Origin of the sequence: Nocardia sp. 852002-51101_SCH5132738 (genome assembly GCF_001665695.1) — a bacterium.
GTDB classification, from domain to species: Bacteria; Actinomycetota; Actinomycetes; order Mycobacteriales; family Mycobacteriaceae; genus Nocardia; species Nocardia nova.
Genome location: NZ_LZML01000186.1, coordinates 1 through 14574, shown reverse-complemented (window position 1 = coordinate 14574; position 14574 = coordinate 1). Strand labels below are relative to the sequence as shown.

General features: G+C 68.3%; 14 protein-coding genes and 1 pseudogene. 7 read left to right on the top strand and 8 right to left on the bottom strand.

Going from position 1 to position 14574, the window contains the following annotated elements; all coding sequences use genetic code 11:
* Positions 1–19: 19 nt before the first annotated feature.
* Positions 20–1249 carry a CdaR family transcriptional regulator gene (locus A5789_RS28695; RefSeq protein ID WP_064902087.1) on the bottom strand — a complete coding sequence of 410 codons (1230 nt, stop codon included), beginning with the start codon at positions 1247–1249 and terminating at the stop codon, positions 20–22.
* A gap of 188 nt (positions 1250–1437) precedes the next feature.
* Between A5789_RS28695 and A5789_RS37020 the strand changes: the two genes are divergently transcribed.
* The 3 genes from A5789_RS37020 (at position 1438) to A5789_RS28680 (ending at position 4400) form a co-directional block, all read left to right on the top strand.
* Positions 1438–2568, top strand: a complete 1131-nt coding sequence (locus A5789_RS37020; RefSeq protein ID WP_064902071.1) for a triacylglycerol lipase — start codon at positions 1438–1440, stop codon at positions 2566–2568.
* The gene (locus A5789_RS37015) at positions 2565–3911 is read left to right on the top strand and encodes a lipase family protein (RefSeq protein ID WP_064902070.1); all 1347 of its coding nucleotides are present in this window, start codon (positions 2565–2567) and stop codon (positions 3909–3911) included. Before A5789_RS37020 ends, A5789_RS37015 begins: the two co-directional genes overlap by 4 nt.
* A gap of 201 nt (positions 3912–4112) precedes the next feature.
* Complete coding sequence (locus A5789_RS28680; RefSeq protein WP_030518181.1) at positions 4113–4400, top strand: hypothetical protein; 288 nt, start codon at positions 4113–4115, stop codon at positions 4398–4400.
* Positions 4401–4532: 132 nt separating this feature from the next.
* Here the strand turns inward: A5789_RS28680 and A5789_RS28675 are convergent, their stop codons facing one another.
* From A5789_RS28675 to A5789_RS28665, 3 genes are all read right to left on the bottom strand, one after another.
* Positions 4533–5174, bottom strand: coding sequence for a DUF305 domain-containing protein (locus tag A5789_RS28675; protein WP_064902069.1), 642 nt, complete (start codon positions 5172–5174; stop codon positions 4533–4535).
* A gap of 84 nt (positions 5175–5258) precedes the next feature.
* Positions 5259–5795, bottom strand: coding sequence for a DUF6153 family protein (locus A5789_RS28670; RefSeq protein ID WP_064902068.1), 537 nt, complete (start codon positions 5793–5795; stop codon positions 5259–5261).
* Positions 5796–5857: 62 nt separating this feature from the next.
* A complete protein-coding gene (locus tag A5789_RS28665) occupies positions 5858–6448 on the bottom strand; it encodes a hypothetical protein (RefSeq protein ID WP_064902067.1) in 591 nt (196 codons plus the stop codon).
* Between the two features lie 72 nt (positions 6449–6520).
* On the opposite strand from A5789_RS28665, the gene A5789_RS28660 reads away from it, so the two are divergent.
* Positions 6521–7672, top strand: coding sequence for a class I SAM-dependent methyltransferase (locus A5789_RS28660; protein WP_064902066.1), 1152 nt, complete (start codon positions 6521–6523; stop codon positions 7670–7672).
* 128 nt (positions 7673–7800) lie between these two features.
* Positions 7801–8652, top strand: coding sequence for a Bax inhibitor-1/YccA family protein (locus A5789_RS28655; RefSeq protein ID WP_030518176.1), 852 nt, complete (start codon positions 7801–7803; stop codon positions 8650–8652).
* A gap of 118 nt (positions 8653–8770) precedes the next feature.
* On the opposite strand, the gene A5789_RS28650 is transcribed toward A5789_RS28655, so the two are convergent.
* The 4 genes from A5789_RS28650 to A5789_RS28635 form a co-directional block, all read right to left on the bottom strand.
* Positions 8771–9106 carry a DUF1330 domain-containing protein gene (locus A5789_RS28650; RefSeq protein WP_063009421.1) on the bottom strand — a complete coding sequence of 112 codons (336 nt, stop codon included), beginning with the start codon at positions 9104–9106 and terminating at the stop codon, positions 8771–8773.
* A gap of 282 nt (positions 9107–9388) precedes the next feature.
* The gene (locus A5789_RS28645) at positions 9389–10609 is read right to left on the bottom strand and encodes an acetyl-CoA C-acetyltransferase (protein ID WP_063009423.1); all 1221 of its coding nucleotides are present in this window, start codon (positions 10607–10609) and stop codon (positions 9389–9391) included.
* 79 nt (positions 10610–10688) lie between these two features.
* Entirely contained in the window at positions 10689–11561 is an 873-nt protein-coding gene (locus A5789_RS28640; protein WP_064902065.1) for an SGNH/GDSL hydrolase family protein, read from the bottom strand.
* Between the two features lie 169 nt (positions 11562–11730).
* A complete protein-coding gene (locus tag A5789_RS28635) occupies positions 11731–12183 on the bottom strand; it encodes a hypothetical protein (RefSeq protein ID WP_227462953.1) in 453 nt (150 codons plus the stop codon).
* Between the two features lie 106 nt (positions 12184–12289).
* Between A5789_RS28635 and A5789_RS28630 the strand changes: the two genes are divergently transcribed.
* A complete protein-coding gene (locus A5789_RS28630; protein ID WP_030518171.1) occupies positions 12290–13684 on the top strand; it encodes a cystathionine beta-synthase in 1395 nt (464 codons plus the stop codon).
* Between the two features lie 607 nt (positions 13685–14291).
* A pseudogene (locus tag A5789_RS28625) lies at positions 14292–14574 on the top strand (hypothetical protein); the annotation flags it as partial.

Below are 14574 nucleotides of genomic sequence, written 5' to 3'. Positions count from 1 at the left end.
CGTACTACCTTCTCACTGCTCAGGAGGTGACCGGCCGGGCGGGCGCCGGACGCAATCGATGGGCGACCAGCGCCGCGGACAGCAATCGCGATCCGTTCGGATCGCTCGGGTCGACGCCGGTGAGTTTCTCTATGCGGCGCAGCCGATAGCTGAAAGTGTTGGGGTGGATGTGGATTTCGGCGGCGGCGGTCTTGCGATCGGAGCCGTGGCGCAGATGCGCGTCGAGCGTCTCCATGAGATGCGGTGCCCGGCGCAGCGGTTCGATCCGTTCGGCCAGCCGGTCACGAGCCACCCCGGGCCGCGTGAGCTGATATTCCAGCAGCAGATCGTCGAGTCGGTACATCCCGGTCGGCCGCCCGGACATGCGTGCCAGCTGGGCCACCTCCGCGGCCTGATTCGCCGCTTCCGGCACGGATTCACGCCTGGTGCACGGGGTTTCGGCGACGAGGACATCGGCGCCGAACTGTTCGGCGAGTTCGGTGGCCAACTCCGCGCCGGCGCTCTCCGGCCACTCGCGAACGCCGGGGAGCAGCACGACCGCGGTGTCCCCGTCGAAGGTGTGCAGCGCGGTCGGCCCCGCCACCCGATCCAGAACGCGCTGCAGGATGCGGATGCGGCGGCGGACAACGAGATTCGCGGCCGCGGCGGGTTGCGGATCGGTGCGCACCTGGACGGCCAGCACCGAATACCGTTCGGCCAGCGCGGTATCGGCGCGCGCCGCCTGCTCCTCGGCGGGCTGTCCGCCCACCAGCGCCGCGCACAGGGCGCGCTTGGCCTCCCGTTCCGGATGGTAGATCGAGTGTTCGACCGCCGCATAGCCCTCGACCGTGATCAGGTTGATGTGCATGAGCAATTCGAGTGTGCGCGAACCGAACTCGATCAGCTGGTCGACATCCGCGGGCTCACTCAGCGCCACCGCCTCCTGCAGTACCTGCTGGGCGGAGCGGTGGACCGCCTCCATCAGCAGCGGCAGCGGCAGCCGATCCTCCGCATGCCGCTCGATCACCGGTTGCACGAAGGCGGCGACCTCGTCACGGGTGAATTCCCGCTGCTGCGCCATGGCGTGCAGGAAGGCGTGCGCGCATCCGTAGATGGCCGGGAGCACCTCGACGAAATGGTCCGCGGGCAGATCTGCGGCCGATGCGGACGTACCCAGTCCGGAGGCCAGGACGCGTTCGGCGAACTGCGGCAGGCGCTCGAGGATGCGCACGGCGAGACTCGAGGGCGCGGAATTCACGGCAACCGGCATGCGCCGATTGTCGCGGGCCACATGGATTGCGGCAAGAGGTCGCGGCGCCGCGACCGGAATTCGTTTCCGGCCACAAATCCCGCCAGCGGATCTGTGTATCCGAGTGCAGTGACTTTCCCGCCGCTGCCGATGAGGCTGAATGTGGGCCGCCGAAAACGATTTCCGGTGTGCCGGCAGGGAAGGCAGCAATGAAGCTTCGACATCGAATCCCGGCGCTCGCCGCGCTGATCTGCGCGGCCGTCATCGGTTCCGGAACCGCGACCGCGGCGCCGCCGGACACCCCGGAAACGCAGCTGGCCGATCTGATCGCCGCGGGTCTGCATCCCGCCGCGGACGGCGATGTGCCGCAGCCGATCCTGGACACCGGCAGCAGTTCCGGTTCCGGCGGCCGGGTCGGCAGCCACGCGAGCGAAGCGGTGGGGGAAGGTCCCGAAATGACCTCCTACCTGGCCGCATTCGGATACGGGCTCACGCATCCGGATGCCGCCCCGCCGGGCGCGAATCGCTGGGATTGTGTACCGAGCGCCGACCATCCGAAGCCGATCGTGCTGGTGCACGGCACCTGGCTCAACGCCTACGACAGTTTCGCTTATATGGCGCCGAAACTCGCGCGGGCCGGCTTTTGTATTTTCGCTTTCAATTACGGACGGTCCGGTCTTCTCGACGGCGGTGGTCTCGGTGCGGTACTTCCCGGACGTTATGCGGTCGGGCCGATCGAGGATTCGGCGTGGCAACTGGCCGCCTTCGTCGACCGGGTTCGGGCTACCACACATTCCGATCGCGTCGACATCGTCGCGCATTCCCAGGGGGCGCCGGTAGCCGATCAATATCTGAAATTCGACGGCGGCGCCGAAAAGGTCGGACAGCTGGTCAGTTTCGGCGGCACCCATCACGGAACGACATTGCTGGGCATGGCCACACTGGGGCGGATCATCACGAATCTGGGTATCGATATCCTCGGCTTCTACCGTCCGCTGGTCGGCCCCGCGAATATTCAGCAGGCCGTCGGCTCGCCGTTTCTGAATCAGCTCAACCTCGCCGGCGACACCGTGCCCGGCGTGGCGTACACCGTGGTGGCCTCCCGCTACGACGAGGTGATGAATCCGGTGGAACTGGCACTTCTGCGTGCCGGTCCGGATGCCACGGTCGACGACATCACCCTGCAGGACGGCTGCGAACAAGATCTGTCCGATCACCTGACGATGATGTATTCCCCGCGGGCGCTCTCGATCGCGCTGCACGCTCTCGATCCGCAGCGGTATCCGACACTGAGCTGCAGCTTCAACCCGTGGCTGGTCGGCGGCGGGGGTGGATTGTGAGCGGCCGGCGGCCGCAGCCGCCGCGCCCGGACGCCGACCCCTTCCATCGGGCTCCGGAAGGTTTCGAGGCGCAGCCGGCGGGCGCCATCCTGCGCAGCCGGGTCGTGGAGCTGGCGGCCTTCGGTGTCGTGCCACTGCGAATGGCGGTCTGGCAGCTGCTCTATCGCACGAGCGATCTGAACGGGACGGCCGAGGCTGCGGTGACCACGGTGCTGCTGCCCCGGGACTGTGCGCCCGGGCGGCCGCTGGTCTCCTTCCACTGTGCGATCGATGCCGTTGCACCGCAGTGCTTTCCGTCCTACGCGCTGCGGCGCGGCGCCCGGGCGATCGGAGCGATTCCGCAGCTCGAACTTCCCTTGATCGCGGCGGCGCTGGATCGGGGGTGGGTGGTCTCGGTGCCCGACCACGGCGGTAGTGAGGGCCGCTTCGGGGTGGCGCGGGAGCCGGGACACCGCGCGCTGGACGGTATCCGGGCGGCGCTGAATTTCGTTCCACTGGGCTTGAATTCGGGCACACCGATCGCCCTGTGGGGATATTCCGGCGGCGGCCTCGCCACCGCCTGGGCGGCCGAGCTCGCGGAAACCCATGCGCCCGAACTGAATATCGTCGGCGCCGTGGCCGGCTCACCGGTCGGGGATCCCGGGGCGGCGTTCGAGCGCCTGAACGGCACGGTATTCGCCGGATTCGCCATGGTCTTCACGGCGGGGCTGCGTCGCGGCTATCCGGATCTGGATACCGCGCTGCGGGCGGCGCTGCAGCCTCGTTATCTGGCGATGCTGGCCGAAGCCGAAGTGTCGGCGACCTTTCCGCTGCTGGCCCGGCTCGCCCGCCGCGACGTCGGGCGCTACGCCGCGGGCGGACTGCCCGGTCTGCTGGATACCGCGGCACTGCGCACGGTTCTCGCGGATATCCTCCCCGGCCGCCGGGCGCCGCGCATGCCCATGCTGATCGTGCAGGGTGTCCACGACGAGGTGATCGCCGTCGACGACGTCGATGCCCTCGTGCGGCGCTACGAAGCGGCCGGGGCGGATATCGGCTATCTGCGCGACCGGCTCAGCGCGCATCTGCCGCTGGAATTCCTGGCCATCCCGGTGATGGCCGACTGGCTCGCCGACCGGTTCGCCGGACGTCCGACGACTCCCGGGACGCGCACGGTGTGGTCGGTCGCGGGGACCCGGCGCGCGCTGGCGGGGCACCGGCGACTGGCCGCGTTGAGCGTGCGGCTGCTGACCGGGCGTCCGATCCGCGGTGCGGCTCCGGTCGACGCGGCCGAGGGTGTCGAGGTCGGTGCGGCTCGCTCCCGGCCCGCCTCGGTCGCGCGGAGCGGCCGGTCGCGACCATGATCGTCGGCGGACCGGTCAGTTGACCTGGAACCGCAGGTGGCGGCCGCTTTCGCGAATGCGGTGTGTCCGGCTGCGGGCGAGGCGGCCGGTGCGGTTCAATTGGATCTGTTTGACGAGTTGTCACTGCATGCTCTGCGCTCCAACCGGCATCACCTCAGTACCGGCATCACCTCAGCATCCGAGAGGACAACGAACGTGAGCATGGTTCTCGCCGTACACGATATGTACACCACCGTGCTGGCTCAGGTCGGCAACCCCACGCCGGAAACTCCGCCGGCCGCGGACAAACTGCTGAAGCTGGTCCGCTACTTCACCTGGTTCGTCCTGCTGTCCGGCGTCACCGCCATCACCTACGGTGGCGGCCGCTTCGCCTGGGAGAAGTGGAACGGCGGCGGGCTGGAGTCGCCGAAGATGGTGGCCGGCGCGATGATCGGCGGTGGCGTCGCGACCAGTGCGGGCACCATCATGAACGCCGTCATCGGCAGCTGACCGCCCCCACCCACGCGGGCGTGCCGGATAGCCGGCACACCCGCATGCGTGTGGTTTCCGAGCTCGTCCGCGAGCCACCGTCGAACCCGCGAGCCGAACGGCCGGTGAGCCGAACGGCGCGACCGCGGGCGATCAGTTCTGCCCGAGCATCCCGCGCATCTGCTGAATCTCGGCCTGCTGCGCGGTGAGGATGTTGTGCGCCAGCGCCTTCGCGTCGGCATTCGTGCCGTCGGCGAGCTCGGTATTCGCCATATCCACCGCGCCCTGATGGTGCGCGATCATCATCTGCAGCCACATCCGGTCGAAATCGGCGCCGGAGGCGTTGCGCAGCTGTGTCATCTGCTCGGACGTCATCACGCCGTTCATCGGATGGTTCATGGTCGCCTGCGGAGCGGGCTTGCCGAAACTGTGCAGCAGCGCGGCGAACTGCTCCATCTCCGGGGCCTGCGCTTTTTCCACATTCGCGGCCAGGGTGATCAATTCCTGATTCTGCGACCGGCCGGGCACCAGCTTCGCCATCTCCACCGCCTGCGCGTGATGCGGATACATCATCGTCAGGAAGCTGACGTCGGCGTCGTTGTAGTCGGTGCGGGTCGCGGTGGACGGTGCGCTGTTGTGATTCATCCCGGGCATGTCGGCCATCGGCGAATGCGACGACGTGGCCGAGGGCGAGGGGTTCGAATCGCCGGAGTTGTCGCTGCTGCAACCGGCGACGATCAGGGCAGCTGCGGCGAGGGCGGCGGCCGGCAGCATGCGGAGACGAGAAGTGAACATGATTGTGCTCCTGGGGAATTGCGATGGGCGAGGACCTGTCGGGCCGGTATCCGCGCGCGTTCGCACGCCGATCCGGCGGGCCGGTCAGATCCGCAGAATCGCCAATTCGGCCAGGGAGAGCACGGTCCACGGCGGTGGTCGCGTGCGGCGGCGCAGCTCGAAGCGCGCGAGGCGCCCGGCGCCGAGTATCCGAGCGGCGCCGAGCCAGGCGATCACCGCCAGGCCGAGGGCCAGCGCAAGGGTCACCAGCACGAAAACGCAGGCGTGCATACCGGCGTGGGTGGTGCAGCCGTCACAGTCGGAACCCTCGGCGACCGCGGGCGTGCGCATCGGCGCGGCTTGCGATCGGTCCGCGGCCGGGGCTTGCTCGTTTCGGGCGGCCGCCGCCGCGACTCCTCCGGGTGCTGTGACGGCCGGGAAGTGGCTGCCGTGCGGCATCGGCGAAATACCCGGGCCGGCAAGCGAATTCGCGACAGCGGGCGAAGCTACCGCCGGCTCGACGGCGGCGCCCATCGCGTGCCCGGTGGAGAAGACCACCGCGTGCATGACGGCGACGCCGATCAGCAGGGTCAGCACACCGAGCACCCGGACGAATCCGGGCGCGCGACGGAGGCGACCCATGGCGAGCACGGCCCCATTCTACGCATCCCTCGGTTACCCCCGGGCGGTATGGGTGGCGAAGATCATCCGGTCGCGATGTCCACGACCAATCGCACGGGCCGGTCCAGGGCGGTCACCGAGAACGGCGGCCGGTCGGCGTTCACGCCGATGAACGATTGTGTGGTGCCTTCGTAATCCTGGGCCCCGTAGACACCGGCGATGCCCGGCGCGCTCGGATCGGTGGCCGGGTTCGGGCCGCCGTAGGGCGCCACCCCGCTGTCCCAGGGATAGGCGGTGCCCAGGATCTGCACCTCGAGGATGGAGGTGCCGGCGATCTGCAGTTCCCGGCCGCTGCCGTTCTGCACCGCGCGATCGGTGTATCGCACATTCCATCCGGGCGCCCCGCCGGTGCCGCCGAACTGGTACACCACCCGGTCGTAACCGTCGTGGTGGCCGATGCGCACATCGGTCACGGTGAGCCGGGTGTCGGTGGCCGGGTCGGCCTGCTGCGGTGAGGTTCCCGAGGGCGGCGCCTGATCGGGTTCCGTGGTCGCCGTGACCGCCCCGGTCGTGGGCGGCATCGGCGTGCGAGTGGCCGGAGTGGAGTCGCCGTCCGAGCAACCCGCCAGCAGTACGAGCCCGGCGACCATCGTCAATGCCAGCCTGTTACGCATGGGGCCGATGGTATGCCGTCGGGCGCCAGGGGTCGTGGTGACGACACGGCAACGGTCTAGCACACTGTAGGAATGCTGGAGGTCGACGACATACTGAGCCGATTGCGGCGCTATCCGGATGTGGAAGCGGTGAACCTCTACGCCGTCGACGCGGCGGACCGACTGATCCTCGACACGGCCGCGGATGTGCTCGCGGCGGCCGGACCGGGGCGGGTCGCGGTGATCGACGACTGTTACGGCGCACTGACTCTCGGCGCGGCGGTCGCGCACGATGTGCGCGACATCCGCGTCCACCAGGATCTGCTGACCGGTGAACAGGCGCTGGCCAACAATGCCCGCGCGATGGATCTGGCCGACCGCTACACCTCGCACGATCTCGGCCCGGAACTGCTCGAGGGGGTCGGCGTCGTGCTGTTGCGATTACCCCGCATGCTGTCCGGGCTCGCCGAGATCGCCGAGACGATCGCGCGATACGCCGATCCGGAGGTCACCGTGATCGCCGGGGGGCGCGACAAGTATCTGACGCCGGCGATGAACGACGTACTGGCGGAATACTTTTCGAGTGTGCAGGCCAGCCGGGGCCGGCAGAAGTCGCGGACGATCACGGCGACCGGGCCGAAAACGCCGGGAGCGCCGCAGTTTCCGCTGCGTGACCACCTCGACGAACTCGCCCTGCAGGTGGTGGCGCACGGTGCGGCCTTCTCCGGGCCGCGGCTCGATATCGGCACCCGCTTCCTGCTCGAACACCTCGATCGGATGAAACCCGACGCGCGCGAGGCGATCGATCTCGGCTGCGGCACCGGCATACTCGCCACGGCCCTGGCCAAGGCGCGCCCGCACATCACGGTGGTCGGAACCGATCAGTCCGCGGCCGCGGTCGCCTCGGCCCGGGCCACCGCCGCCGCGAACGGCGTCGGCGATCGGGTGACCGTGGTCCGCGACGACGCGATGGCGGCGGTGGGCGACCACAGCGCCGATCTGGTGCTGTGCAACCCCCCTTTCCATGTCGGCGCCGCGGTGCACACCGGCTCGGCGATCAAGATGTTCTCCGAAACCGGGCGGGTGCTGCGCCCGGGCGGGGAGCTGTGGACCGTATACAACAGCCATCTCAACTATCGCGGCGTCATGGACCGCCTGGTCGGCAAGACCGATGTGGTCGGGCGTAATCGCAAATTCACCGTGACTCGGTCCGTGTGTGGCCTGCACACCGCCCGGCGGGAGTAGATTACGGGCAGTACAGTCTGATATGTCCGATTTGATGTCCGGTTCGGGAACTTGCTCCCGGAGCGGATCGTTGGATACTCAGACGGACACGACGGACGTGGACCGCTACTTCGGAAAGGCACGGGACCTTGCGCACCACAAGTAACCCGATCTTCAAAAATTTGCCGCAACAACAGGGCGGTGGATACGCGGGATTCGGTTCGGCGGCAGCGGGCGCCGGGCAGTTCGCGCAGTACGGACAGCAGAGCCCGTACGGTGTCCAGCAGCCGTATCAGCAGGCGCCGGCCACCCGGCCGATGACGATCGACGATGTCGTCACCAAGACCGGCATCACCCTCGGCGTCGTCACCATCGCCGCGATCATCGCCTACGGTGCGACCGCGGCCAACCACGCGCTGGCCCCGCTGTTCGTGATCGTCGGTGGTCTGGTCGGCTTCGTGCTGGTCATGGTCGCCACCTTCGGCCGCAAGCAGGACAACAAGGCCATCGTGCTGAGCTACGCGGCCGCCGAAGGCTTCTTCCTGGGCGCGCTGTCGTTCATGTTCACCAATGTGGAATTCGGTGGCGTCGGTGGCGGCGGTCTGATCGCCCAGGCGGTACTGGGCACCTTCGGTGTGTTCTTCGGCATGCTCGTGGTCTACAAGACCGGAGCCATCCGGGTCACCCCGCGCTTCACCCGCATGCTCGTCGGCGCCATGATCGGTGTGATCGTCCTCATGCTGGGCAACCTGATCGCCGCCTTCTTCACCCCCGGCGGCTTCGGCCTGCGCGACGGCGGCACCGTGGCGATCATCTTCAGCCTGGTCTGCATCGCGATCGCGGCCTTCAGTTTCCTGCTCGACTTCGACGCCGCCGACCAGCTGATCCGCGCCGGTGCGCCGGAGAAGGCCGCGTGGGGCGTCGCCCTGGGCCTGACCGTCACCCTGGTCTGGCTGTACCTGGAGATCCTGCGCCTGCTGAGTTATCTCCAGAACGACTGATCCCGCGCCCGACCGCGGGCCCGAACACCGACGAGGTGGCTGCCACACCGGCAGCCACCTCGTCGCGTTTCGGAGGTGTCGGAGATCTCCGCGCGCCGGCCGTGCGCCGCGGCGACATTCAGGCGAGCAGTTCGGCCGGGAGCACATCGGTGGCGACGTGGTCGTCACCGCAGTGATCGGCCAGAACCGCGACTCCGCCCGCGTTGTTCAGTCGCAGCGGCAGGATCTCCAGATATTCCGGCGAGGCGTACCAGGCTTGTGCCGCCTCGTAATCCGGGAATTCGATGACGATCGCGACGGCATCCGTGGGGCCTTCGGCGACCAGCTGCCGTCCGCCGTGCACGATGAACTTCCCGCCGAACGGCGCCAGCGTCCCGTCGATCCGGCGCAGATACTCCACGATCTCGGCGTTGACATCCACATCGTGCAGGTGGGCCACAGCGTAGGCAGGCATCTCGAACTCCTCGAACCGAGTTGTGTTGACGCCATTGATATTTCCGCGCCGGAGGCCGGAGAACGATTACCCGCCAGGTAATGCGTGCCGAATCCGGGCCGCCGGGCCAAAACGCGAATCGGCCGGTCCCCACCTTTCGGTGCGGACCGGCCGACTGATTTCGTGAGAACATGGGTAACTCATCGGGCACGCCCAGAGGCCACCTCAGCACTCACCGCCGCCCCGCAACGCAAATCTCGCGGCACCCACTCGTCCGCTGAATTGTCGGAGAGGCGGGGGAGATCAGCTCAGGCGCTCGATGACCATGGCCATGCCCTGGCCACCGCCGACACACATGGTCTCCAGACCGAACTGCTTGTCGTGGGTCTGCAGGTTGTTGATCAGGGTGGCGGTGATGCGCGCGCCGGTCATGCCGAACGGGTGGCCGAGGGCGATGGCACCGCCGGAGACGTTCAGCTTGTCCAGGTCCATGTTCAGCTCACGAGCCGAGCCCAGCACCTGCACGGCGAAGGCCTCGTTGATCTCGTAGAGGTCGATGTCGTCGATGGTCTTGCCGGCGATCTTCAGCGCCTTGCGCACGGCCTCGATCGGGCCCAGGCCCATGATCTCCGGCGACAGACCGGACACACCGGTGGACACGATGCGCGCCAGCGGGGTCAAGCCCAGCTCCTTGGCCTTGGTGTCGCTCATGATGACCAGCGCCGCGGCACCGTCGTTGAGCGGGCAGGCGTTACCGGCGGTGACGGTGCCGTCGGGACGGAAGACCGGCTTGAGCTGCGAGATCTTCTCGTAGGTGGTGCCGGGGCGCGGGCCGTCGTCGGTGGAGACGACGGTGCCGTCGGGCAGCGTCACCGGGGTGATCTCACGTTCGAAGAAGCCGGCCTTGATGGCCTCCTCGGCGCGGTTCTGCGAGCGCACGCCCCAGTGGTCCTGGTCCTCGCGGGAGATGCCGGTGAACTGGGCGACGTTCTCGGCGGTCTGGCCCATCGCGATGTAGACGTCGGGCAGATCGCCACCCTCGCGCGGGTCGGTCCAGCCGCCGGAGCCGCCCTCGGCGCGCTTGACGGTACGGGCCTCGGCCTCGGCGAACTTCTCGTTGTGGGTGTCCGGCCAGCCGTCGGAGGTGCCCTTCGGGAACCGCGACACGGTCTCGACACCGGCGGAGATGAACACGTCGCCCTCACCGGCCTTGATGGCGTGCAGCGCCATCCGGGTGGTCTGCAGCGACGACGAGCAGTACCGGTTCAGGGTCACGCCGGGCAGGAAGTCGTAGCCGAGCTGGGTGGCGACCACCTTGGCCATGTTGAATCCGGCCTCGCCGCCGGGCTGTCCGCAGCCGAGCATCAGATCGTCGATGTCGGCGGGGTTCAGCGCCGGAACCTTGTCCAGGGCAGCGCGGACCATCTGGGTGGCGAGGTCGTCGGGACGCATGGTCACCAGCGAACCCTTGCCTGCGCGGCCGATGGGGGAGCGGGCGAACGAAACGATGACGGCCTCTGGCATGAGGACTCCTTATATCGAGGTCGCCGAATCGGTCAGCCGACCGTTTCGGTACAGGGGTACGACAAATTCAACCCCGAATCTACGTCGCCGCCGTGTGGCTCGGAACACCCGGTCGGGACTGATCCCGTTCATCGAGTTCGCGCAGCAGTGCCGGGAGCAGATGCCGGGCCGCCAACGCGTACCCGGCCGGCGAGGGATGGAACCCGTCGGCGGAGAAGAGCACCTCCGGGGTGCTGCGGAAGTCGTGGCCGAGCAGATCGCCCATCGCGACGGGGGTGCCACCGGCCGAACGGACCGCACCGACCTGGGCTCGGGCCAGCCGCGCGCTCCAGCGGTGCACGACCGTGCTCAACGGCTGCGGGATCGCGGCCACGGTGCCGAGATCCGGGCAGGTACCCACCACCACGACGGCGCCCGCCTCGTGCAGGCGTCCGACCGCGTGCCGCAGCCGCTGCGCCGAACGCCAGATCGAATGTTTCTTGGTGACGTCGTTGGCGCCGACCAGGATCACCGCGGCGTCCGGCGGCGGGCCCGCGATGAACATGGCGTCGACCTGTCCGGCCAGCCCCTTCGAGGTGGCTCCGGATATCGCCTTGGTACTCAAGCGAATTCGCCATCCGGTGGCATCGGCCAGACCGCGGGCCACCAGGACGCCGGGTACCTGTTCGGCGTCGGCGCAGCCCACTCCGGCGGCGGTCGAATCGCCGAAGATCATCAGATGCAGGTCGAACGGCACGCCCGCGCGCCACGGTTGCGGGGACCCGCACTCGCGGGTGTACACCCCGTCGGCCTCCGGAGGCTTGGAGGTGTCGCGGCCGATCACGGTGCGCGCCGCGCGGGCCTGTGACATCAGCAGGCGGTAGGTCGCCCAGCCCGCGGTGCCCGCCCCCGAGCCGACCGCCACCCCGGCGGCCGCGCTCGCCGCGACGGTTCGCCACGTCCTGGAAGCCACCCGCCAACCTCCCGTCTCGCGTCCGACGCTGTCACCGACCGGACCCTCCGCGGCGGGCTTCGCGCCCGCGGCGGTGCGAATCCGGTGTGGCCGCAGGGGCGCTCCCGGTCCGGTCCTACCGATTATGCGGCGCGTGTGACGCGCCGACCAGGGACGGGTCCGGTGCGGGTCAGAAAACGTCGAATGCGCCGTGTGCGGGAATGTTGAGGTTGTTGGTGGTGACCGTGACCTCGATATGACCCGGTCCGGTGTTCTGGAACTCCGCGTACAGGATGCTGCCGTAGATACCGGAGACGACGTTCAACCGGTACTCGCCGGCCGCCCCGGTGTTGGTGTTGCGCCACGCGACCGTGGTGTCGACGTTGCACAGCGGGGCCAGCGGATACTGTCCCGGGCCCACACCCTGGATCGCCAGGGCCTGGACGTTGAACACCGCCCGCCCCGGCCAGTCGGGACTGGTATCGACCCAGGTCCGGATATTGCCCCCGCACAATCCGCCGTAGAACACACTCGGCGTTTGGGGGAATTCGACGGTCTGTGCGCTGGCCGAGGCGGACGCGATGGTGGTCACGGCCCCGACGGTCGCGGCCACGACGGCGGCGGCGCGAGCTGTCTTCGGCATCCTCACGCCCCGCATACTAACCGCAGCGCTATCGCCTCGCTGGATCAAACGCAGCGCTCGCCGTACCAAACGCAAGTCGTCCGCCCGGCTCTGCGACGATGTAGCTATGCGTATCGCGAACCACGTCGTCGACCTGATCGGAAATACCCCGCTCGTTCGGTTGAACTCTGTGGTGGGCCCGAACTCCGGGGTGGTGGCCGCGAAGATCGAATATCTCAACCCGGGCGGCAGCTCCAAGGACCGCATCGCGGTGAAGATGATCGACGCCGCCGAGGAGCAGGGATTGCTGAAGCCGGGCGGGACCATCGTGGAGCCGACCTCCGGTAACACCGGGGTGGGGCTGGCCCTGGTCGCCCAGCAGCGCGGTTACAAATGCGTCTTCGTCTGCCCGGACAAGGTCAGCGAGGACAAGCGCAACGTGTTGCGCGCCTACGGCGCCGAGGTGGTCGTCTGCCCGACCGCGGTGCCGCCGGAGCATCCGGACAGCTACTACAGCGTCTCGGACCGCCTCACCCGTGAGATCCCGGGTGCGTGGAAGCCCGACCAGTACTCCAACCCGGGCGGCCCGGCCAGCCACTACGAGACCACCGGTCCCGAGATCTGGCGCGACACCGAGGGCACGGTCACCCATTTCGTGGCCGGTGTGGGCACCGGCGGCACCATCACCGGTGCGGGCCGGTATCTGAAAGAGGTGTCCGGCGGCAAGGTCAAGGTAATCGGCGCCGATCCGGAGGGGTCGGTCTATTCCGGCGGCACCGGCCGGCCGTATCTGGTCGAGGGCGTCGGCGAGGATTTCTGGCCCTCGGCCTACGACCCGTCGGTGCCCGACGAGATCATCGCCGTCTCCGACGCCGACAGCTTCGAGATGACCCGCCGCCTCGCGCGCGAGGAGGGGCTGCTGGTGGGCGGTTCCTGCGGTATGGCGGTGGTCGCGGCGCTGCGGGTGGCCGAGCGCGATCCGGACGCGGTCGTGGTGGTGCTGCTGCCCGACGGTGGCCGCGGTTACCTGTCGAAGATCTTCAACGACAACTGGATGAGCTCCTACGGCTTCCTGCAGACCCGGCTCGACGGCAGCACCACCGAGCCGACGGTCGGCGACGTCCTGCGCGGCAAGTCCGGCGCGCTGCCGGATCTGGTGCACACCCATCCGCAGGAGACGCTGCGCGACGCGATCGAGATTCTGCGCGAATACGGGGTCTCGCAAATGCCGGTGGTCGGCGCCGAACCGCCCGTGATGGCCGGCGAGGTGGCCGGCAGCGTCACCGAGCGCGATCTGCTGTCGGCGGTGTTCGAGGGCCGGGCGCATCTCACCGATCCGGTGTCGAAGCATATGAGCCCGTCGTTCCCGCTGATCGGGTCCGGCGAGCCGGTGTCGGCGGCGACCAAGGCGCTGGAATCCACCGACGCGCTGATGGTCGTCGAGGACGGCAAGCCGATCGGCGTCATCACCCGCCATGATCTGCTCGGCTTCCTCAGCGGGGCGGGTCTGCCCACACACTGATCCCGTTCGGCAGCCAACTGCCGAGTTCGCCCAACAGCACAGTTCGCCACGATCACCCGGCCGCGCACGCGAGCCGGGTGATCGCGTTTCCACGTGCCCCGGGGCGCGGGCGCCGGATCTGCCGGCCGTTCACCGTGCCGCGCCGCCCGCGGACTCCCTCCGAGGGCAACCGATCGGTCCGCAAACCTTGACTATCGACTGCATCACGGCGGGGGTTACCAAGCGTTATCGATCGTTACCGAACAGTTGCCAAAGGCTCAAAAAAGCGGACAAAACACCCTCAAACGCAACGACACGCGTTATTTTTCTGTGATGCGCAGCACGTGCCCGTGAGGCATGGATTCCCAGGTCAGCGCTATATAGCAAGTCGCAATCGATGCGAAACGCGAGTAGGCGCACCGTCTGTTCATTTTCAGTTCAGTTTACGTTTACCTACCGCAACCATCCTGTGACCTCGTTGGTTGTCAGACGCGAGTCTGAGTCAGTAGCCGGATCGTCATCCGAAAAAGCATGCAGTGCGCGAGGTGAGTCCCACAGGGGCCCGCCCTGGTCCAGTGCTGCCTGCCGCAGGCCACCGAGGCCGACACACAGTAGGGAAGAACATCGAATGTCGAAGACCACGACAAGCAGTAGAGCCAAGGCGGTCGCGCGTACCGCCGGATCAGCCACCCTGGCCCTCGCCGCTTTCGCCGCCATCACCTCCGCCGGTGGCCACAAGACCGACGATGTGAAGCCGGCCGCGTTGGCATCCACGCTGATCGCCGCCGCCGAGAAGACCCAGCCCACCGCTGCCGCCGAGCCCATCGCCGCGGCCGCCCCGGCGCCGGCCGCACCCGCCGCCGCCATCCCGGCCCCGATGCCGGCTCCCGCTCCGCCCCCCGCCCCCGCGC